We start from the raw sequence: 20,881 nt of genomic DNA, 5'->3' as shown, positions 1-20,881 counted from the left end.
TGTGATGCCGGCCTGTGATGCCTGCCTGTCGTGCGAACGCACGGGGCGCGCAACCGCCCCGTGCGCCCTCGTCGGTCACCCCTGGATGAAGGCGAGCAGGTCGGCGGTGATCCGCTCGGCATGGGTCACCGGCATGCCGTGCGGCAGGCCGGGATAGGAGATGAGTCTTGCCCCCTTGATGAGTCCGGCGGACATCTTGCCGGTGGTGGCAAAGGGCACGACCTGATCGTCCTCGCCGTGCAGCACCAGCGTCGGCACGTCGATCGCCTTGAGGTCGTCGGTGAAGTCGGTTTCGGAAAAGGCCTTGATGCCGAGCATATGCGCGAGCGCCGAACCCATCATCCCCTGCCGCCACCAGTTGAGCCGCACCGCCTCCTTCACCGCCGCACCCTCGCGATTGTAGCCGAAGAAGGGGAGGGTGAAGTCATGGTAGAATTGCGCGCGGTTGGTGGCGGTCTGCTCGCGCACCATGTCGAACACCTCCATCGGCACGCCGTCCGGATTGGCGTCGGTCCGGACCATGATCGGCGCGACCGCGCTCACCAGCACCGCCTTGCCGACCCGGCCGGGCTTGGCGCGGGCGACATAGCGGGCGACCTCGCCACCGCCGGTCGAATGGCCGACATGGACCGCATCCCTGAGGTCGAGCGCGTCGGTCAGCGCGACGACGTCGGCGACATAGCTGTCCATGTCGTGACCGCCGGCGCTCTGCGTCGAGCGGCCGTGGCCACGCCGGTCATGGGCGATCACCCGATAGCCCTTCTGGACGAAGGCGATCATCTGCGCATCCCAATCGTCCGAACTGAGCGGCCAGCCATGATGGAACATGACGACGGGCGCGTCCTTGGCGCCCCAGTCCTTGTAGAAGATGTCGGTGGCGTCGGCGGTGGTGATGAACGGCATGACGGGTCTCCCTTGCAGCTGTGAGGATACGCGGTACGGATGGGGGATCAGGCGGCGTCGACGAGGACGATCTCGGCATCCTCGATCGCGGTGACGCGGAGCACGGCCTCCGCGGCGATGGCGGCACCGTCGCGCGCCTCCAGACGGGTGCCGTTGACCTCGATCGTGCCGGTCGCGGGGACGAGATAGCCGTGGCGATCCGCGCCGAGCGGGTAGTCGGCGCTCTCGCCCGCCTTGAGCGTGGCGGCGACGATCCGCGCGTCGGTGCGGATCGGCAGCGCGTCGGCATCGTCGGCGAAACCGCTGGCCAGCGTCACGAACTGCCCCGAACGCGCGCCCCGCGGGAAGGGCTTGGCGCCCCACGACGGCGCCTGACCCCGCGTCTTGGGCTCGATCCAGATCTGGAAGATGCGGGTGGTGCCGGCCTCCCTGTTGTATTCGGAGTGGCGGACGCCCGATCCCGCGCTCATCACCTGCACGTCGCCGGCCTCGGTACGGCCGATGTTGCCGAGCGAATCCTGGTGGGTGATCGCCCCTTCGCGGACATAGGTGATGATCTCCATGTCGGCGTGCGGATGCGGCGGGAAGCCGGTGCCGGGCGCGATCGTATCGTCGTTCCAGACGCGGATGTCGCCCCAGCCCATCCGGGCGGGATCATGATAGCCCGCGAACGAGAAATGATGCTTGGCGTCGAGCCAGCCGTGATTGGCGCCACCGAGGCTGCGGAAGGGACGACGGTCAATCATGGTTCGGTCTCCTGGCGGGAGCGTTGCTGCTCCGATGACCGCAAGATGCGCCTCGATCGCACTTGACGAAACGGCAAGCTTGGCATCTCATCCTTGCCGGAAATGGTGAAGCGTCTTCCCGACCTCGAAGCCTGGGCGATCTTCGCCAGGGTCGCCGAACACGGCTCCTTCTCGGGTGCGGCGCGCGCGATGGGCATGTCCGATCCCACCGTGTCGAAGGCGATCGCCCGGCTGGAGGCGCGGCTGGGCCTCACGCTGATCGCGCGCACGTCGCGCCGCATCGCGCTCACCGATGCGGGCCGCGCCGCGCTCGACCGCGCGACGCGCATCCTCAGCGAGGGCGAGGCGGTCGAGGACGAAGCCGGCGAGCAATCCAACGTGCCGCGCGGGCGCGTGCGGATCAGCGCGCCGCTGTCGTTCGGCATCGCCTATCTCGGCGCGACGCTGCCAGCGTTCCTCGACGCCTATCCCGAGATCACCGTCGATTTTGCGCTGAGCGATCGCAAGGTCGACCTGGTGGCGGAAGGCTTCGATGTCGCGCTGCGGATCGCCAGCCTCGACGATTCGTCGCTGCTGTCGCGCCGGCTCTGCCCGGTCCGGCTGCTGCTGGTGGCCTCGCCCGCCTATCTCGATCGCCACGGCATGCCGACGCATCCGGCCGAGCTCGGCCAGCATCGCGCGCTCGCCTATACGGGCGGTGCCTCCCGGATGTGGCGCTTCACGCACCCGACCTTCGGGGAAGAGGCGGTCGAACCGCCGGTGCGGGTCTGGACCGACAATGCCGATCTGCTCAACCCGGCGCTCGTCGCCGGGCAGGGCCTTGCGATCCAGCCCGAATTCCTGATCTGGCGCGAATTGCGCGACGGCCAGCTGGCGGTCGCGATGCCGGACTGGACGGTGACGCCGCTGGGCCTCCATCTCGTCATGCCGCCCAGTCCGTTGCGGCCGCTGCGGGTGCAGGCGCTCATCGACCATCTGGCCCGCGAGCTGGCGAACGCGCCTTGGGGTTGCGATGCAGTATAGGCGAAACGAACCGCCGCGCCATCGATCGGTGGCGCCTGACGGATGAGCGGAGCGACATCACGCCGCTGCGAAGCGGACGTTCCGCTTTCGCCCAAGCCCGGACAGCCCTGTCTTATCAGCCTCTTCGGGAGAGGCGGCGGTATCGGGCAAGGTCCGCCGCCGCTACCTGCCTTCCATTCCTGTTATCCATGAACCGATCATGCGCCGTGCGCTGTCAGCCTCGGGGTGAACGGATGGGTGAAGCTGGATAGTGCGCGGACTGCCGCGAACGACCCTTACCGCTCAACCAGAATCCGGGGGAGCCAGGCCGGCCACGACGAGCGACAGCGCGGCATGTTCGAGCCGAGCGTCTCCGGGCGGTAAGCCACCGTCGAGCGCGAGCGTCGCCATGCCGTGCACGGCTGACCAGCAGGCGAGCGTGGCGGCGTCCGGATCGGCCGGCGCGAGCTGTCGGACGCGCCGTACCATGACCCCATAGGCATTGTCCTCGACGGGGGGCGGGCCACAATCGTGCCCGGAGAACATCAGGCGGAACAGGGCCGGACGGGCGCGGGCGAAGGCGAGATAGGCTTCGCCTTGCGCGATCAGTGCGGCGCGCGCGTCGCGCTGCGCATCGGCCGCGAGCAGCGCGGTCTTGAGGTCGACAAAGCCCCGCATCGCCACCGCGGCCAACAGCGCCGCTTTGTCACGGAAATGTCGGTAGGGTGCCATCGCGGACACGCCGGCATCGCGCGCGACGGCGCGCAGGCCGATGTCTTCGCCCCGCTCAAGCGCGGACAATGCAGCCGCAACGAGACGCGCCGGTAGATCGACGGATTTCGGGTCGCCCATGTTTACATCGTACACCAACAGCCTATGTGTACGATGTACACGACAGGGAGCCCGACAATGCAAGCGTCGATCAACCGCCAATCGGTCGATCTTTCGGCCTATCCCGATCTCGTCATGATCCTGCTCGGCTTCCGGGTGAAGGGATGGCGCGGCCTGCGCGCGCTGCGCCGGATCGGACCGGGCCTGCATGCCATCGCCCGCAACCGGCCTGACGGTCTGCTGGCGCATGAAGGCATGATGTTCAGCCTGACCCACTTCGGCTTCCGCCAATATTGGCAGGATATGGATAGTCTGGAGCGCTTCACGCGCGGCGGGCCGCACGCCGACTGGTGGCGCGATGTCCGCGCACTGTCGGCAGGGGCAGGATTCTGGCACGAAACCTATCACGCCAGGGGCGGCGTGGAGGCGCTGTACGTCGCCATGCCGGAGCCCGTCGGTCTGCAGCACTTTGCGGCGGAGCGGCGCCCGGACGGCCCGTTCCTGTCGGCTCGATCCAGGATCCAGGGCGGCGCGGCTTCCGTCGGCTGAGGGTGGGATATGAGGGCCTGGCGGCGTTCGGCGCCTCTGTTCCCGTGACGCCAAGGCCGTGATGGTCATGCCATCCGTCCGCGGGCAGCGTCGGATGCGTCACTGTTCGCTAAGTTCGACGACCTCGAAATCGAAGCCTTTCCATCCGTGTCGTTTGGCCGCCTGCTGCGTCAGCGCTTCCTTGGCGGCGGCTTCCTTGATCGAGGTCGTGTGGCCCCAGAATACCTCCGTCTTGCCGTTATGCAGATGCGCGACGATCCGCCAGTAATGGGTGAATGGCGCGGCGGTGGGACCGATCGTCTTGACATAGCTGTCGGCCATCGTCGCGGTCAGGTAGCGCTTCTTTCTGGCCATCGCGCCATCCGTAGCGGATCGGCTACGGGCGCGGGAGGGGGGCGTGACCCCGATCGTTGCGCCCGGTGCTCTGCGGCGCCCGTCGGCGGAGTTCACGATAGCGCAGCAGCGCTTCGACGGCATCGGTCTGGATCAGGCGCACGCCCATAGCCGCGAGGCGCCCCCAGATTGCGGCGGGGTCCTGCCGGGCTTCGGGGTCGCCGCCCATGCCCGTCACGAAGCCCTTGAACAGCGTGTTGATCCAGACCGGCACGCCGAGTGCTTTCGCACGGCTCATGATCACGGGCAGCGTCGTCAGCGGCACGACCGGCAGTTCGGCCGCGATCGGCCTGATCCGCCCCTGCATCTGGCTGGCGATGATCTGCGGCACATCGCCCGCCGCCGGATCGGCGGTGATCGGGATGACGGCGAAGGGCACGCGGTCATAGGGCGGGATCGTCGCCAGCGGGACCGAGGCGACGCCGGCGAAGGTCTTGACGATCACCCGGTCCTGCGCGCCGGCGCGATGCACGGCATCGACGACCTCGCCGTAGATCATGTCCTTGACGTCGAGGTTGAGGACGATGCGGTCCTTCGCCAGCGCGAGCAGGTCGTCGAGGGTCGGGATCGTCTGGTCGGTGAGCGCCGCCGTCGCGCCGCCCTCGTCCTGACGCAGCCGTAGCGCCTGCAACTGCGCGAGGCTGAGGTCGGCGACCTTGCCGGTGCCGTTCGTGGTCCGGTCGACGCTGTCGTCGTGCAGGATGACGAGATGGCCGTCGCGGCTGCGACGCACGTCGGTTTCCATCACGTCGGCACCGAGCGCGACGCACTGGCGCAGCGCCGCGATCGAGTTTTCCGGCTTGCTCCCCAAAGCGTGGAGCGGCGCGGCTTCGTGGCAGCCGCGATGCGCGATGACGATCAGGCCGCCATCGGGGTCGGCGAGACGGCGCAGGGCATCGGCGGGGGCCGCTTGGACGGTGGAGGGCGCGAGCGCCGCAACGGCGAGAGCGAGAAGCGGACGATACATGGCAGGCTTTCACAGGAGACGGGGATGGGAGAAAGGGCCCGGTCGGCTACCCTCTCCGGCGCGATCACGGTCAGCGCGGGCTCACCAGGAGCGGCTGACGATCAGCCGCACGTTGCGGCCGAACAGGGGGCGACTGAAGATCGCGGTCGGCACGCCCTGGCCGAACCGGTCGCCCGCCGTATTGCCCTCGGTAAAGCCGTGCGCGTTGGTGATATTGTCGCCGACGACCTGCACCTGCCAGGCGCCATCCGAGACGATCCCGCCGAGGCCGAACGACCCATAGGCCGGCAGAGCGGTGGAATTGAAGAAGTCGGTGTAGCGGCGGCCGACATAATCGTAGCGACCGTAGAGGCTGACCTTGGTGGCGCCGAAAGCGACATCGGCGGTCGGGCGCACGTTGAGGAACAGCCTGGGCTCGCGGACGATCTGTTTGCCGTTGGCGCGGCTGCCGTCGAGGCCGGTGTTGCTGCTGAAGTTGAGGTAGCGCGGGTGCTGGACGGTCACCGACCCGGCGAGCGAGAAGGGGCCGGGCAGGCGCAGGCGACCATCGGCCTCCATCCCCTTGGTCTCGGCGGTGCCGATGAAGGTGGTGGTCACATCGGCGCGGCCGGTCGCCGGGTTGAAGCCGGCGAAGCTGGCGTTCAGCGGATCGAACTTGGTGTAGAAGCCGGTGACGTACAGATAGGATCCGCCCGCAGCGAGCTTGACGCCCGCCTCGTACAGCTTGGCCTTGGTCGGAACCACCGCGGGGGTGGGGTAGGTGAAGGCGATGGTGGTGTTCTGCGGCACGTCGAGCTGCGACGCGCGCAGATACATGCCGATATGGCGGCTGAGATCGTAATTGCCGCCGACCGTCCAGTTGGTCGCCTGCTGCTTGAGGCGCAGCGTGCCGATCGCGCCCGTGAAGCCGCGGGTATTGTTGTCGGCCAGCGTCGTCGGATCGCCGAGGTTATACGCCCCGGTCAGCCGGTCATAGCCGCTGTAGCTATACCATTCGTGGCGGAAGCCCGCGTCGAGGCGCAGCCGGTCGGTGATGTCCCAGCTGTCGGTGCCATAGAGCGCGATCAGCTGGCCATCGACGTTGCCGGCATTGAGCGACACCGCATCGTTGAGCGAGCCATGGTCGGTGACATAGCCCAGCACCGCGCCGCTCGCCGCATAGGCGGCGAGGTCGAGCACGCGGGGCTGCGACCTCACCTGGATCAGATAGTTCTGATAGGCGGTGAACATCGTCTGGCCCCACAGCGAACCATAGCTGCCGACCCGGATGTCGTGCGTGCCGAAGCCGGTATCGAGCTTGCGCGTCACCGACAGGTCGCCCTGCGTCGAATAGAAATCGGTCTGGATCGCGCGATATTGCGCCTGCATCACCAGCCCCGAATCGGCCGACGGATCATAGGCGCCAAGGCCGCCGCCGCCGCCGCCGCCGCCGCCGTGGCGACATGGTGGGGCGACCGATCAGGCAAGCGTCATCGCCACCACGCTGGCATGGCGTGACGGCAAGGTGGCGGGCAGGTCGACGACCAGACCCTCCGCGGTCTGACGATAGGAAAGCGCCCCCTTGTGGCCGAGCAGGCGCACGGCGCGGACGGTGTCGGACCGACCGTCCGCCCCGCTGCGCAGCGCCGTCACGACAAGGCGGGTCTTGGGCTCGGTCAGCGTGATGGCATAGAGGGTCTTGCCGCGCGTGGTGAAGCGGATGTCGCCATCCACATAATCGGCCTTTTCCGAAAAGGCGCCCTCGGTCCCCTGCGTCGGCCCTTCGCCGAACCGCGTCCAGGGCCGCGTGCCGTGGATCGCCTCGCCGTTGACCGTCATCCACGCGGCAAGATCATCCAGCAATTGCTCGGACTGCGGGGGAAGGCTGCCGTCGCCGAGCAACACGACGTTGAGCAGCAGATTGCCGTTCTTGCTGACGACATCGGCGAGCGTCGCGATCACCTGCGCCGCCGTCTTGTAGGTGTCGTCCTGCTTGTAGAACCAGTCGCCGTTCGAAGTGTCGGTCTGCCATGGCTTGGGGTTGATCCCGGTCAGCGCGCCGCGCTCGACGTCCTGCGTCGACCAGGCGTCGCTGAATTCTCCCGAGCCGAGATTCTTGCAGGTGTAGACGACGTCGACGGTGCCGCGCTTCGAGCCGCCGTTATAGTAATGCGCCAGCATCTGCCGCCCGATGTCGCCGAACGGCAACCCGCCGTCCGAATAGAGCAGATCGGGCTTGTAGCTGTCGATCAGATCGCGGATCCGCTTGAGCCAGTGCGCCTGATAGGCCGCGTTCCGGGTATACCAGGACGCCGGCGTGTTGATGAACGGTTCGTCGCGATTGTCGTGGTAGAGATCGGCGTAGCGGGGATCGGCGCCGTCGTAGCTGACCCCCAGTTTCGGCCAGAACTGATCGTACAGATGGTTGGGATACCACCAGGTGTAGCTCGCCCCCAGATGTTCCGACACGCCGAAGCGCAAGCCGTGACGCTTGGCCGCCGCCTGCAACTCGCCGACGATGTCGCGCTTCGGCCCCATCACCGTGGCATTCCAGCGATGATGCCGGGATCGCCACAGATCGAAATTGTCGTGATGCACGCCCATCGAGACGATGTAGCGCGCACCCGCGGCGCGATAGCGCGCAACCAGCGCCTCCGGGTCGAACTTGTCCGCCGTCCACAGCGGAATGATGTCCTTATAGCCCTTCTCCGAAGGGTGGCCGTAGGTCTTGACGTGATGGTCGTAATGCGGGTGGCCGGGCGTATACATGAAGCGGGCGTACCAGTCGCCCTGGCCGGGTACCGCCTGCGGCCCCCAATGCGCCCAGATGCCGAACTTGGCATCGCGGAACCAGGCGGGCGTATCATAGGCGCTGAGCGATGTCGTCGTCGGCTGGAACGGCCCCGGTGCGATGGCCGGCATCGCCTGGGCCACGGCACGGCCGGCGCCGGCAGCCGCCACCGTCGTCCCCACCACGCCCCCGAGCATTTCGCGCTTGCTGATCTTCACCTCGTCATCCTCCCTTGTCGGCTGCGAAGGCCGCTATCGATCCGCCGCGCACGCATGAGACGGTAGCCTATCCGGCCCGCCATTTCGCCTCGGCCATTCATGAGAATTGATTTTCATATGTGACCTCTGCTGTCATCGCAGGGCTTGGCCTTGGACGCAAGGGTCATCGGCGAGCCAGCGGCCATCTACAACCATATACGAATATCTATTTTCACATGTGAAGACTCGTGATACGCCGTCGGGCAACGATCCGCGTCATTCGGGCGACGGGAGAGGGCAACGAGGGGTAACGATCACATCATGGTGGCCAGTTCGGCGCTCGCGATCGCGGTGGCGCTGGCGGGGGCACCCGTCGCGGCGCAGGCGGCACAGGATAGGCCGGCCGGATCGACGACGCAGCCGGCCGATGCCGCCGTAGACCGAGGCGGTGCGCGACTTCGTCATCCTGCATTACAAGCAGACGCAGCGGGTCGACACGCCGACCTGGTGCCGCCGGGGGAGGCCCGCGCAGCGCTCCGCCGGATGCACGCGCTGATGCAGAGGGGAGCCGAGGCGATGCCGACCCATGCGGGCTTCCTGTCGGGGGAACGGACCGGCTGAGCGCACCGACGCCGTGACCGCACCGTCGCGGGCGATCGCAACCGGCGCGGTTTCAGACGGGGCGGTGACCGAGCGCGATCGACGTCGCTGCCGCCGCCTCCTTCAGCAGCGCGCGCGCCGCGATCAGCTCGGCCGCCTGCGATCCGCCGATCTGACCCAGGAACGGGATGGTGAGTGCCGCCGCCCCGAACCCGTCGCGGCCGCATATCGGAAAGCTGATATCGGTCACGCCGCCCGTGATCGCGCTCTTGCGCTGCTCGTACCCCCGCTTGCGCACCGCGGCCAGCCGGGCCACGTTCGACGCATAGGCCTCATAGCCGATCGCATGCAGCAGACTGGCGCGCTGGTCTTCCGTGGTGAAGGCCAGCAGCACCTGTCCCGAGCAACTCGTCATCAGATCGACCTCGGCGCCCAGCCGCAGCGAAAAGCCCCGCGTGCCCGGATTCTCCTCGCGGTGAATGACCAGACCCTTGGCGCCGTTCACGACGACGAGATGGCACGACTGGGCGGCCTCGCTCGCCAATTGCCGCATGAACGGACGCGCGGCCGCGACGACATCCTGCGCCGGCGTGGCGTGGAAGGCGAGGTCCAGCAATTTATACGAGACGGAATAGCGGTCGTCGGCACTGGATTTCTGCAGATAGCCCATCTTCTCCAGCACCACGACGATGCGGAACAACTCGCCGACCGAACGGCCGAGCAGCACCGCCATCTCGCTGACCAGCGCGCCGCCGGGTTGGCGGCGCAGCATCTCCAGTATCTCGAAGGCCTTTTCGACAGCCGGCGCGGCGTAGGACGCTTTCAGACCGTCGCGCATGCGCTCTCCCAATGCTGACCGGAGCGCGCCTTGCGATGCCCGTCCGGCAGTGTCAAATGCCGCCGGGCGCCAGGCTAGCGCATCAGCGCGACGCCATAGGGTTCGAGGTCGACCGTGCCGGTCGCGGTGCGACCGGTGAGGGCGTCGGTCCGGCGGCCATTGATGGTCACCTTTGCCAGCTTGGCCGTGGTGTTCACATAGAGCGTCCGGCCGTCCACGATCCGCGCGGAGACGCCGTCGGGCGTCACCGGCCCGGGCGTGATCCCGATCGAGGGGTAGAGCGAGCGGATCAACGGCTGGATGAATTCGGGCTGCGCCGCCGTGGCGAGATAGATCGCCCGCCCCTTGCCATAACGGTTGACGGTGATCGCCGGGGACGGATTGCCCGTGTTGGTGAAGCGGGCGAGCACCTGTGCGGTCGATGGTTCGAGCACCTCATAATAGGGGTCGCTGCCGGTCAGCGTCGCGGTGCCGAACTGCACCGTCAACGGCGTGTCGGCGCGGTAGAAGGCGTTGGTCCGCAGGCCGAAGACGTCGGTCAGCCCGCCGGGCAGGGGCGTGTCGAACCACTTGCCCGTCGCATCGACTTTCGCCGAATAGCCGGTCATCACGACGGTGCCGCCATTCTTGACATAGGCCCGGATCGCATCGGAGGTCGGCCGATCGACCAGATAGGCGGTCGGCATCACGATCAGCTTGTAGGTGTCGAGCCGATCATGGCCGACGTCGATCGTCGCCGCGTCGATATTGTCGCGGAAGAACGGGAAATAGGCGTTGCCGACCTGCTTGCGGTAATCGGCCTTGTAATATTCCTGCATGGTGTTGGGACCGGGCGGCGGATTGACCAGCCAATTGGTCTGATAGGAATAGGCGACCGCCACGTCCGGCCGGCCCGTGCGCGGGAACCCCAGCGTCTTCAGCGTCTTCATCTCGGCGGCGATGCGTGCGAACTCGCCCACCTTCCAGGACGGCCGATCGTCATGCTCGATCAGTCCGAACAGCGCCTGCTCCTCGCCGCCGAGATGCGAATTGAACGTCCAGGCGAGGAAGGCCTGGGAATAATAGAGCAGGCCGAAATAGGCCCACATGCGGGACCGGCCCGGCGTGCCGTAATAGCCGCCCCCGCCCGCGGTGAATTCGTTGAACCAGACCGGCGTCGTATGGCCGGCGCGGTTGAACATCACGTCGACCGCCGCATCGGCCGGATCGCCGGGATAGAAGCCGAGCGCGCCATAGGTCGAGATCTCGTCCCACGAACGCAGGAAGTCGAACCCCTTCTGGCCGGCATAAGGCCAGAGGTTGGACAGGACCGGGACATCAGGCGCGCGTTGCTTGCGCACCGCCTCCAGATCCTTGAGCGCACCCAAGGTGTCGTCCGACCAATAGCGGCGCAGGTCGAGATAGCGTTCGTTGGGCCCCGGCCCCCGCTCATAGGGGAGATCGACCTCCGACCAGTCGTTGATGCGCCGCGACCAGCGTTGCGTCGCCCACGCCTTGTTCAGCGCCGCGATCGTGCCGTAGCGCTGCTGCAGCCAGGCGACGAACCGATCGCGATCCGCGGCGGAATAGGACATGCGACCGTTGCCGATCTCATTGTCATAGCCGATCGCGATCACCGCCGGATGCTTGGCGTAGCGTTGCAGCATCCGGTCGGCGAGGCGTTTCGCCAGGCGGCGGTAATCCGGATCGCTGATATTGTCCCAGTACCGGGTGGCGGCGTCCAGCCGGGTGCCGTTCTGGTCGACGATGTCGACGCCGGGATAATGTTTGTGCAGCCAGGTCGGCGCCGGCTCGCCGGGAATGTCGAGCACGACGCGGATGCCCGCCGCCTGCATCTGATCGAGGATCGCGTCGAACCACTCGAAGGTGAACTGGCCTTCCTGCGGCTCGAACGCGTCCCACGACAGATCGCCCATCCGCACCACGTTGAAGCCCGCCTGCTTCATCACCGCAACGTCCTGCCGGATCTGTGCCGTCGAGCGGTCGACCGGCTGGTAGTTGGTGCCGACGAACAGGTCGCCCTTGCCGGGCCATTGCGGATGCCCCTGCGCGCTCTGCGCCAGGGAGGATGTCGCCATCGATCCTGCCGCCCCGAGGCACATGGCCACCGAAAGCGCCGCCTTGGTCAGGTTACGACCCTTCACCATCATGCAATCCCCTCATTGGCGTCGATACCGGCACGCATGGCCCGCGCTGCCCGACTGTTCCGAAGTATGTGCACCTATGCAAACAAGTTATCATCTGCGCAAGACGATCGTCGCGACGGGCAAGGCGCAGGCATCCGTCCTCGCCTGGCCGATGATCGGCGTGTCCGACCTGACCGGGGGATGTGCCAGCCGATATGTCCGCTCCTCCTATCCGGTCGACCATCCGCCCGCCGCGGCCACCGTCGACCGGCGGGGGCTTCTCCTGTCGTCCGGGGCGACGGCGTTCCAGCCGCCCCTGTCAGAGCGCAGCCTGGGCCATGAGGCGCGGGTCCGGCTGCTGTATCGTGGCGGCGACGGCTCGCCCCTTACCGGACGATGATCGCCATCGCGACGTTCGGCAGCGCGAGCGCCGTCAGGCCGGCATAGCGCACCGGCCGCCATCAGCGATCTGGCGCCACACGGCGCGCCTGAGACGATCGATGCAGGCATCCGTGCGCCCCCGCGACGCCGAGGCCTTGAATCTAAATTGCTGAAAAAGCCCGATACGGCCCTAGATGTTATGGTAAATACGCGGTACCGGCGGCAAACTGTTCACGAAAGCCATCGATGCCGCGCCGGATCCGTTCCCTGCTTCATTCGCTCAGCGGCGAAGTGCTGGCCCATGCCCAACAGGCCGAAGACATCGCCAGCCGCACCAACCTGCTCGCGCTCAACGCGACGATCGAGGCGGCGCGGGCGGGCGAGGCCGGCCGTGGCTTCTCGATCGTCGCGCAGGAGGTGAAATCGCTCGCCGGCTCGGCGCGCACCGCGGCGATGAGCTTCCGCGACGAGGTGCTCGGCTATCTCGCGACGGGGACCGCGCTGGCGGACGAACTGGCCAGCGACATGGAGGGCGGGCGGCTGGCGGACCTCGCCCAGTCGATCGCGGATACGTTGGGCCGCACGCTATACGATCGTTCGATCGACATCCGCATGCTCGCGACCGATTATTCGCTGGTCGAGGCGCTGCTGGTCGACCCGGCCGCGCCGCGCGTCGCGGCGCGCGCGCTCGACCGGCTGCGCACGTTGCTGGGGTGTTCGCCCTATTTTCTCAACGCTTTCGCCGTCAACAGCGACGGCCGCGTCGCGGTCTGTGCGCATGCCAATGCGGCGGTGCGCGACGTCGATTTCAGCGGCTATCCGCAATTCCAGCGCGCGATGGCCGCACCCGCCGCGGTCGAATGGATGACCGACGAGATCTGGCAAAACCCCTGGTCGAACGACCGCAAGGTGCTGATCTTCGTCGCGCCCGTCCGTTTCGAGGGGACGACGATCGGGGTCTGCTATCTCGAGTTTGATTTCGAGGGGCAGGCGGGCGCGATCATGAACGTCGTCAACCGCAAGGCGACCAATGCGGTCGGATCGATCGTCGACGCCGCGGGCAAGGTCGTCGCGACCACCGGCAGCTATGCCTGGCATGCGCCGCATCCGCACGCGACCCGGGACGAGATGGTCGCCAAGGCATCCGACGGGCTCAACACCGCGCAGGCGCGCGTGCTGTCCGATCGCGCGATCACCGACCTCCACCTGTGCTGCATCATCGAGGAGCATGTCGCCACCGAACAGGAGATCGCGCGGACGCTGGCGCAGCGCCGCCGATAGCGGGCGAACCCCGACGGGTCCGTCGCGATGGCGGTCGTCCCGCCGCCGTCAGGCCGCGACGAGGCTGATCGTCGCGCGGTTCCGGCCCTCGCGCTTGGACTGGTAGAGCGCGACATCGGCGGCCTGGATCAGCGTCGAGCCGTCCCGCGCCATCGGCTCCGACCAGGTCGCGATGCCGAACGACATGCTGGTCGAGCCGAGGCTGCGGCTGCCGTGCCGGACGCTCAGCTCGGCGATCGCACGCCGGACGATCTCGACGCGGCCGGCCAGCGCATCGGCGGTCGTGCCGGGGGCGATGATGGTGAATTCCTCGCCGCCGAAGCGGCAGACGACGTCGCCGTCGCGGAAGCGGCCGCGCATCTCCGCGGCGACATGCTGCAACACCGCATCGCCGGCATCATGGCCGAATTCGTCGTTGAACCGCTTGAAATGGTCGATGTCGCACATGACGAGGCTGAGCGGCGTACCGGCGCGGGCGGCGCGCGCGATCTCCAGCTTGAGCGTCTCTTCCATGTAGCGGCGGTTGAACAGGCCGGTGAGCGGATCGCGGATCGTCTGCTCGCGCAGCGAGCGCTGCAGGCGATGGTTGACCAGCGCCGAGGCGATATTCTCGGTCAGCACGGCCATGCGGAAGCGATTCTCGTCCTCGATCCGGCCCCGCAGGTAGAGCACGCCGATCACCTCACCGCCCGCGAGCAGCGGCTCGCAATGATAGAGTTCGTCCGCGCCGACATGGCCGCAGACGATGTCGCGCCCCGCTTCGGCGACCGAATGGCTCTGCCCGCGGCGCAACGCCCAGCAGCGTTCCGGCGCGAAGCCCTCGGCCGCGACGGCGGTGCCGCCCCAGCTGGCGATCGGCACCAGGCAGTTGCGCGAATTGTTGTGCGCGTAGAGGGCGCCGGGCAGGTTGGGCAGCACGCGCGGCACGAAGACCTTGATGATCTGCGCCAGTTCGTCGTCGGTGCGGGCGGCCTGCATGCGGTGCGACATGCCGCCGAGCAGCTCGATCACCGAGCCGCGTTCGCGCAGCGTCTCGCTGTTGCGGTGCAGTTCGGCATTGGCGGTCTGCAACTGCCGCTCGCTGTCCGCCCGGTCGGCGACGGCGGTCCTCAGCCGCTCCGCCATCGCGTTATAGCCGCGGGCCAGCCGGTCGAACTCCTCGGACCCCATCCGCCCCTCGATACGCGCGTCCTGCTCGCCGCCGCCCAGGGCGGTCATGGCACGCATCATCGTCGCCAGCGGCCGGCGGATGCCGCGGATCAGCAGCGCGAAGCTGCCGACGACGAGCAGCGCGACGACGACCGCGCCGATGATCGCGAGCCGCCGCCCGCCGGCGAGCCGCCGGTCCGCCGCATCCTGCCGGCTCGTCTGCAAGGCGCGCTCCTCGTCGAGGAAGCCGGTGGCGCGGACGCTGATCGCATCCATCAGCTCACGCCCGCGCCCGCTGGCGACGATGGCGACCGCGCCGGCGAAATCGCCGCGCCGCGCGAGGACCAGCGGCTGGCGCAGGAAGACGGCGCGCTGTGCCATCAGCGTCGCGATCTCGCGCGCCCTGGCGTGTTGCAGCGGGTTGTCGGCGGTCTGCCGGACCGCGACCGCGATATTGCGCGCCGAGCTTTCCACCCGTTCGGCGAACGACCGGGCATAAGCGGGATTGCGCGTGATGATGAAGCCGCGCTGGCCCGATTCCGCCTCGCGCAGATCGCCGAGCGCCGCCTCGGTCGTCTCGATCACCTCGGCCGAATGGCCGGCCCATTCGAAGCTCTGGCTGGTCTGCCGGGACGCATCGACGAGCAGGCCGGCCAGCGAGGCCAGGGCGATCAGGACGACGAGGCCGATCGCGGCGATCCGTGCTGAGAGAGACGACAACATGCCGGCGACGGTAGCGGCCAGAATTTAGCATCCTGTTACCCGGTCGCCGTCCGGCACGACGGCGTATCGAACGTGCCTGACGCGGGCGCGGGCCGTATGTCCGTGTCTTGGGACGGTCCGGGTCGCCATCGCGTAACTTCTGCCAAGTTCGGACGTTGACCGCCAAACGGGCGGAAGGACGCAAGGCATGGCTCGGCTGTACAGACTGGCGCTCGCTTGGTGCCTGGCCATTCTCGGCGGTTTCTTCGCCGTGGCCGGTGGCGTGCTCGCCTCGCTCGGCGGGTCGCTCTATTATTTGGTCGCCGGGCTGGCGATGATCGCCAGCGGCGCGTTGCTCGGCCGTGCGCCGCGGTCGGGCCGCTGGCTGTTCGGCGCGATCTGGCTCGGCACACTGATCTGGGCCGTGTGGGAAGTCGGGCTGGACGGTCTGCAGCTCGTGCCCAGGCTGGTCGCGCCGACCGTGCTGCTGGTGCTGGTGCTGCTCACCGGCTGGCGCCCGCGGGCGTGGCGGCCCGATCGGCGCGCGGTGGCCGCGACGACCGCGATGCTGCTCGCGCTCGGCATCGGCGGGGTCGTGCTGCATGGCGCGGGGGCAGGGGCGCAGGGCGCGGGCGGCGCCACCCTTCCCGCCGCCCCGACCGGCGAGGCGGACGGCGACTGGCGCGATTATGGCGGCACGCTGTCGGGCCGGCGCTATTCCGCGCTCGCCGATATCACGCCGCAGAACGTCGGCCGGCTCGAGCTCGCCTGGACGCAGCGCACCGGCGACCTGCCGGTGGCGGCCGAGACGCAGGAGCACAAGCGCGAATATCATTCCGAGGCGACGCCGATCCATATCGGCGACACGCTCTACACCTGCACGCCGCATTCCTTCGTCCAGGCGATCGACGCCACCACCGGCAAGACCAAGTGGAGCTGGCACGAGGATGCGCCGATCGCCGGCAACAATTATCTGGTCTGCCGCGGCGTCACCTATTTCGAGGCGCCGGCGGGGACGCCGTGCCCGCACCGCATCTTCGCGCCGACCTTCAACGCGCGGCTGGTGGCGCTCGACGCCGACAGCGGGCGGCCCTGCCCGAGCTTCGCGCAGGGCGGCGCGATCGACCTGCGCGCCAATATGGGGACGTCGAAGCCCTCGGATCAGATCGGCACCACGCCGCCGGTCGTCGTCAACAACCGGCTGATCATCGGCGAGCGGATCATCGACAACGTCAACCGCGACATTCCGTCGGGCGTGGTGCGCGCCTATGATCCGGTGTCGGGCGCGCCGGTCTGGGCGTGGGACGTCGGCCGCTCGCCGGACGCGATCGCGCCGCTGCCCGCGGGGCAGACCTATACGCGCGGCACGCCCAACGTCTGGGGCGCGATCACCGCCGATGCCGCCAACGGCCTCGTCTATCTCGGCACGGGCAATGCCTCGCCCGATTACTGGATCGGCTATCGCCGGCCGTTCGACGATCGCTTCGGCTCGTCGATCGTCGCGCTCGACGTCGCGACCGGCAAGCTGCGCTGGACGCGGCAGCTCGTCCACCGCGACATGTGGGACATGGACCTGCCGATCGGCCCGTCGCTGTTCGACTATCGCGCGCCCGATGGGCAGGTGATCCCGGCGCTGATCCAGACCAGCAAGATGGGGCAGGTGTTCTTCCTCAACCGCCTGACCGGCGCGCCGATCGCCGCGATCACCGAACGGCCGGTGCGCACCGACGGCGCGACGCCGGGCGTGCGCGTCTCGCCGACGCAGCCCTTCTCGACCGGCATGCCGAGCTTCACTCCGCCCGCGCCGACCGAGGTCGCCACCTGGGGCGCGACGCCGATCGACCAGCTCTTCTGCCGGATCGACATCCGGCGGGCGCAGGGCACGGGCATCTATCAGCCCATGGGGCTGAAGCCGATCATCGGCCATCCCGCCTTCGACGGCGTCACCGACTGGGGCGGCGCGGCGGTCGATCCGGTGCGCGGCATCATGACGGTCAACACGATGGAGATGCCGTTCAAGCTCTGGCTGATGCGCCGCGACGATCCGCGCGTCGCGTCGCTGATGAAGCAGAAGCAGGGCGGCGAGAATGCCATGCAGGCGCAGCTCCAGACGCAGTACAACACCCCCTATGTCGCGGTGGTGAAGGCCTGGGTCGGCATCTTCGGCGCGCCCTGCGTCGCGCCGCCCTGGGGGCATCTCACCGCGGTCGATCTCGGCACGCGCAAGGTGGTGTGGCGCAAGGTGCTGGGGACGGCGCGCGACACCGGCCTGTTCGGATCGCATCTCGGCGTGCCGATCAAGACCGGCGTGCCCAATCTCGGCGGCTCGATCATCACCGCGGGCGGCCTTGCCTTCATCGGCGCGACCACCGACCAATATCTGCGCGCCTTCGACCTCAATAGCGGCAAGGTGGTGTGGAAGGCGCGGCTGCCGGCGGGCGCGCAGGCGACGCCGATGACCTATCGCGGGCGCGACGGGCGGCAATATGTCGTGATCACCGCGGGGGGCCATGGCGCGCTGGGAACGCGCTACGGCGACTATACGCTGGCGTACGCCTTGCCGAAGCGCTGACGGCGCTTCGGCGTCGGCAACCGGATCGCGCGCCGCCATGGCGTCACGGCCGATCGCCCGTCGCCGGCGCGATGCCGCGGCCGGTCAATGCTCCGCCTCGTCCGACCCGGTCAACCGCCAGTGCCGCAGCAGCCGCGGCATCGTCAGCCCCTGCGCGAAGATCGAGAAGGCGACGACGCCGAAGGTGACGACGACGATCTGGCCGCGCTCGGCGACGCTCGCCGGCACCGCCAGCGCCAGCGCGAGGCCGACCGCGCCGCGCAATCCGCCCCACACCAGCACATGCTGATAGGTCGCGGGCAGCCGCAGCCCCGATCGGGCGAACGGCAGCGCCAGCGGGTAGACCGCGGCCGCGCGGCCGATCAGCGTCAGGACGATCGCGACGACCAGCGGCAGCGAGACCAGCGCGATCGGCTGATGCGCCTCGTGGCTGCCGATCAGCAGGAACAGGCAGGAATTGGCGAGGAAGGCGGCATAGGCCCAGAAATCCTGCACATGCTGACGACCCGCGACCGAGATCGAACCGCGCGGCCCGACGTTGCCGACGATCAGCCCCGCCGCCAGCGCCGCGAACACGCCCGAGGCGTGGACATGTTCGGCGAGCAGGAACGATCCCCAGGCGACGACGGTGGTCAGCGTCACCTCGACCAGATGGTCCGTCGTCCGGCCGGCGAGGGTCAGCACGCCGATGCCGATCGCCGCGCCGATCACCAGACCGCCGGCGACCGTCCACAGCAGCGCGAGCGCGGCGCCCGATGCGGTCAGCGCCTCGCCATTGGCGATGCCGATGAGGATCGCGAAACCGACCGCGGCGACGCCGTCGTTGAGCAGGCTTTCGGATTCGACCACCATGCTGAGCCGCGGCTCGGCCTTCATCTCCTTGAAGGCGGCGATCACCGAGACCGGATCGGTCGCCGCGATCAGCACGCCGAAGAAGGCCGCGCCGAGCAGACTCCAGCCGAGCAGCAGGTGCATGCCGCCCGCGACCACCGCCGCGCTGACCGCGACGCCGAAGAAGGCGAGCACCAGGGTCAGCGGCATCTCCCGGCGGAAGCGCGACCAGCGCAGCTGCATCGCCGCCTCGAAGATCAGCGGCGGCAGGAAGACGTTGAAGATCAGCTCGCGCGACAGCGGCAGCGCGGCGCCGACCGGCGAATAGGCAAGGCCGATCCCGGCGAGCACCAGACCGGCCGTATAGGGCAGCCCGATCCGCCGCGACACCATCGCGACGAGCGAGGCGACGACGAGCAGCGTGCCGAGGTCGGTGAGGCCGATATCGCCGCTCATCGGCCGCCCCCCGCCACCGGCGTCAACGCGAACTGCCGGCCCGCGGCGGGGGCGGGCTCGGTCGCGATGCCCTGCTGACGCAACAGCGCGGCGACGGCGAGGGCGCGCCGCTGGCTGAGCGTCGGCGCCTCGGGCGGCGCGCCGGCGGGCAGGCCCGGCACGGTCAGCGCCGAGACGTTCCAGCGGTGCGCCGCCCAGGCCGAGGTGGCGACGGCGTCGCTCGCCGCCGCGTCGAGCGTGTCGGCGCCGTCGGCGAAGGCGATCGGCGGCAGCGGCCCCTGCGGCGGGACGATCGCGACGTCCCAGTCGTCGCTTTGCTCGGCCGCGCGCCGTTCGAGCGTGCGATAGGTCGCGACGCTCGCGCCGGGCAGCGGGGCGGCGGCCGCGACCGCGCGATGATGGTCGCGGTCGATCGTCACCGCATCGGGGGTGATGCCGGTGATCAGCGCGATGCCGTTCGCCAGATCGGTCACCCGCTGCGCGGCGCTGTTGGTCGCCTCGCCCGCCTGGCGCAGCTCCTCGCGCTGCGCTGCCAGCGCGTCCGCCCCGGCGCCGAGCAGGATCTGGTCGAGGTTGAGGCGCACCGGCCGCGCGAGCGCCGTCGCCAGCGCCGCCTGGATCGCGCTGGTCTTCTGCATCGCGCGGCGCGGGGTGATGACGACCGCGCGCACGACGATCGGCTCGGCGGTGAAGTCGATGTCGAGCTGGGTCACGCGCGCCGCCTCGCCGAACCGCTCCGACAGCAGCGAGCGCGTCTGCGACGTCGCCAGCGCCTCGCGGCCGATCCGGTTGAGCGAGATGCCGAGCGGGATCGCCATGCCGATGAAGACCAGGGTCAGCACGATGGTCTGCATCCAGCCCTGGCGCCGCGACAGATGATGGCCGAAGCCGTAGAAGCGCGCCATCACCGTCGCCGACAGCGCGATGGTGATGAAGTTGGTCACGAACAGCGCGAAGGCGCCCATGCCGACCGGTGCGTTGCGCGTGGCGATGCCATAGCCGACCACCGCGAGCGGCGGCATCAGCGCGGTCGCGATCGCGACGCCGACGATCGTGTCGCCGCGCCCGCGGATGATCGCGAAGGTGCCGGCGAGCGCGGCGAACAGCGCGACGGCGAGGTCGAACAGATTGGGGCGCGTCCGCGCGACGATCTCGGCGGTCGGCGCCTGCAGCGGCGAGGCGAGGACGAGCAGCGCGGTGAACGCGATCGCCACCGCCGAGCCGATCGCCAGCGCCTTGAGCGATCGCCTGAGCTCGCGGAAATCGAACAGCGCGAGGCTGAAGCCGAAGCCAAGGATCGGGTTCATCAGCGGCGAGATCAGCATCGCGCCGATCACCACCGCCGGCGACGACAGCAGCAGCCCCAGTTCGGCGATGCCGGCCGACATCATCGTCATGAAGGCGAAGCGCGGGCTCCAGCCGCTCTCCTCGATGACGCGCGCCAGCACCGCCTCATGGTCGACGCGGCCGACCACCGACGTGCGCCACCAGCGATAGAGCGCGAGGCGGCCAAGCTGTCCGGCGGCCGCATGCCGGTCGGCGGGAAGGGTGGGGGAGGTCATCGGCGACTGTGAATCCTGCATGCGC

At 68.7% G+C, this 20,881-nt stretch carries 18 protein-coding genes; 6 read left to right on the top strand and 12 right to left on the bottom strand.

Translation table 11 applies throughout. From position 1 onward, the window contains the following. Positions 1–75: 75 nt before the first annotated feature. A complete protein-coding gene (locus V8201_RS17295; protein WP_336546063.1) occupies positions 76–903 on the bottom strand; it encodes an alpha/beta fold hydrolase in 828 nt (275 codons plus the stop codon). A 47-nt stretch (positions 904–950) separates the two neighbouring features. Then, entirely contained in the window at positions 951–1,649 is a 699-nt protein-coding gene (locus tag V8201_RS17290; protein ID WP_037535072.1) for a pirin family protein, read from the bottom strand. Positions 1,650–1,754: 105 nt separating this feature from the next. On the opposite strand from V8201_RS17290, the gene V8201_RS17285 reads away from it, so the two are divergent. Next, positions 1,755–2,672: a LysR family transcriptional regulator gene (locus tag V8201_RS17285; RefSeq protein ID WP_336546062.1), complete on the top strand. Its 918-nt coding sequence runs from the start codon at positions 1,755–1,757 to the stop codon at positions 2,670–2,672. Positions 2,673–2,954: 282 nt separating this feature from the next. On the opposite strand, the gene V8201_RS17280 is transcribed toward V8201_RS17285, so the two are convergent. Next, on the bottom strand, positions 2,955–3,503 hold the full coding sequence (locus V8201_RS17280) for a TetR/AcrR family transcriptional regulator (protein ID WP_336546061.1): 549 nt from the start codon (positions 3,501–3,503) through the stop codon (positions 2,955–2,957). Between the two features lie 57 nt (positions 3,504–3,560). Here V8201_RS17280 and V8201_RS17275 point away from each other — a divergent pair, with 57 nt between their 5' ends. Beyond that, positions 3,561–4,031 carry a monooxygenase family protein gene (locus V8201_RS17275; protein ID WP_271301074.1) on the top strand — a complete coding sequence of 157 codons (471 nt, stop codon included), beginning with the start codon at positions 3,561–3,563 and terminating at the stop codon, positions 4,029–4,031. A gap of 99 nt (positions 4,032–4,130) precedes the next feature. Here V8201_RS17275 and V8201_RS17270 read toward each other — a convergent pair whose 3' ends face one another. From V8201_RS17270 to V8201_RS17255, 4 genes are all read right to left on the bottom strand, one after another. Beyond that, positions 4,131–4,385 (bottom strand): hypothetical protein, encoded by a 255-nt coding sequence (locus V8201_RS17270; RefSeq protein WP_336546060.1) that lies wholly within the window; start codon positions 4,383–4,385, stop codon positions 4,131–4,133. A gap of 22 nt (positions 4,386–4,407) precedes the next feature. Further along, complete coding sequence (locus tag V8201_RS17265) at positions 4,408–5,391, bottom strand: glycerophosphodiester phosphodiesterase family protein (protein WP_336546059.1); 984 nt, start codon at positions 5,389–5,391, stop codon at positions 4,408–4,410. An 81-nt stretch (positions 5,392–5,472) separates the two neighbouring features. Continuing rightward, positions 5,473–6,759 (bottom strand): TonB-dependent receptor domain-containing protein, encoded by a 1,287-nt coding sequence (locus V8201_RS17260; RefSeq protein WP_336546058.1) that lies wholly within the window; start codon positions 6,757–6,759, stop codon positions 5,473–5,475. 90 nt (positions 6,760–6,849) lie between these two features. Further along, on the bottom strand, positions 6,850–8,379 hold the full coding sequence (locus V8201_RS17255) for an alpha-L-fucosidase (RefSeq protein ID WP_235199771.1): 1,530 nt from the start codon (positions 8,377–8,379) through the stop codon (positions 6,850–6,852). 427 nt (positions 8,380–8,806) lie between these two features. Here V8201_RS17255 and V8201_RS19070 point away from each other — a divergent pair, with 427 nt between their 5' ends. Then, positions 8,807–8,914 carry a hypothetical protein gene (locus V8201_RS19070; protein ID WP_373276498.1) on the top strand — a complete coding sequence of 36 codons (108 nt, stop codon included), beginning with the start codon at positions 8,807–8,809 and terminating at the stop codon, positions 8,912–8,914. A 117-nt stretch (positions 8,915–9,031) separates the two neighbouring features. Here the strand turns inward: V8201_RS19070 and V8201_RS17250 are convergent, their stop codons facing one another. Together V8201_RS17250 and V8201_RS17245 are read right to left on the bottom strand one after the other, a co-directional pair. Further along, entirely contained in the window at positions 9,032–9,796 is a 765-nt protein-coding gene (locus V8201_RS17250) for an IclR family transcriptional regulator (RefSeq protein WP_037535078.1), read from the bottom strand. A 74-nt stretch (positions 9,797–9,870) separates the two neighbouring features. Beyond that, positions 9,871–11,943 carry a beta-galactosidase gene (locus V8201_RS17245; protein WP_336546057.1) on the bottom strand — a complete coding sequence of 691 codons (2,073 nt, stop codon included), beginning with the start codon at positions 11,941–11,943 and terminating at the stop codon, positions 9,871–9,873. A 76-nt stretch (positions 11,944–12,019) separates the two neighbouring features. Here V8201_RS17245 and V8201_RS17240 point away from each other — a divergent pair, with 76 nt between their 5' ends. Together V8201_RS17240 and V8201_RS19065 are read left to right on the top strand one after the other, a co-directional pair. Continuing rightward, entirely contained in the window at positions 12,020–12,322 is a 303-nt protein-coding gene (locus V8201_RS17240; protein WP_336546056.1) for a hypothetical protein, read from the top strand. 227 nt (positions 12,323–12,549) lie between these two features. Further along, positions 12,550–13,584 (top strand): cache domain-containing protein, encoded by a 1,035-nt coding sequence (locus V8201_RS19065; RefSeq protein ID WP_037535080.1) that lies wholly within the window; start codon positions 12,550–12,552, stop codon positions 13,582–13,584. A gap of 48 nt (positions 13,585–13,632) precedes the next feature. On the opposite strand, the gene V8201_RS17230 is transcribed toward V8201_RS19065, so the two are convergent. After that, positions 13,633–15,456, bottom strand: coding sequence for a diguanylate cyclase (locus tag V8201_RS17230; RefSeq protein WP_336546055.1), 1,824 nt, complete (start codon positions 15,454–15,456; stop codon positions 13,633–13,635). A gap of 187 nt (positions 15,457–15,643) precedes the next feature. On the opposite strand from V8201_RS17230, the gene V8201_RS17225 reads away from it, so the two are divergent. Next, positions 15,644–18,007, top strand: a complete 2,364-nt coding sequence (locus V8201_RS17225; RefSeq protein WP_271301066.1) for a membrane-bound PQQ-dependent dehydrogenase, glucose/quinate/shikimate family — start codon at positions 15,644–15,646, stop codon at positions 18,005–18,007. A gap of 84 nt (positions 18,008–18,091) precedes the next feature. Here the strand turns inward: V8201_RS17225 and V8201_RS17220 are convergent, their stop codons facing one another. Both V8201_RS17220 and V8201_RS17215 read right to left on the bottom strand, forming a co-directional pair. Beyond that, complete coding sequence (locus V8201_RS17220; RefSeq protein WP_336546054.1) at positions 18,092–19,294, bottom strand: cation:proton antiporter; 1,203 nt, start codon at positions 19,292–19,294, stop codon at positions 18,092–18,094. After that, positions 19,291–20,856 (bottom strand): DUF389 domain-containing protein, encoded by a 1,566-nt coding sequence (locus tag V8201_RS17215; RefSeq protein ID WP_336546053.1) that lies wholly within the window; start codon positions 20,854–20,856, stop codon positions 19,291–19,293. The genes V8201_RS17220 and V8201_RS17215 overlap by 4 nt, the downstream gene beginning before the upstream one ends. Positions 20,857–20,881: the final 25 nt, after the last annotated feature.

Source organism: Sphingomonas kyungheensis, from assembly GCF_037120395.1.
Taxonomy (GTDB): Bacteria; Pseudomonadota; Alphaproteobacteria; order Sphingomonadales; family Sphingomonadaceae; genus Sphingomonas; species Sphingomonas kyungheensis.
The sequence above is the reverse complement of the archived record's forward strand: the minus strand, read 5'-3'. Positions and strand labels throughout refer to the sequence as shown.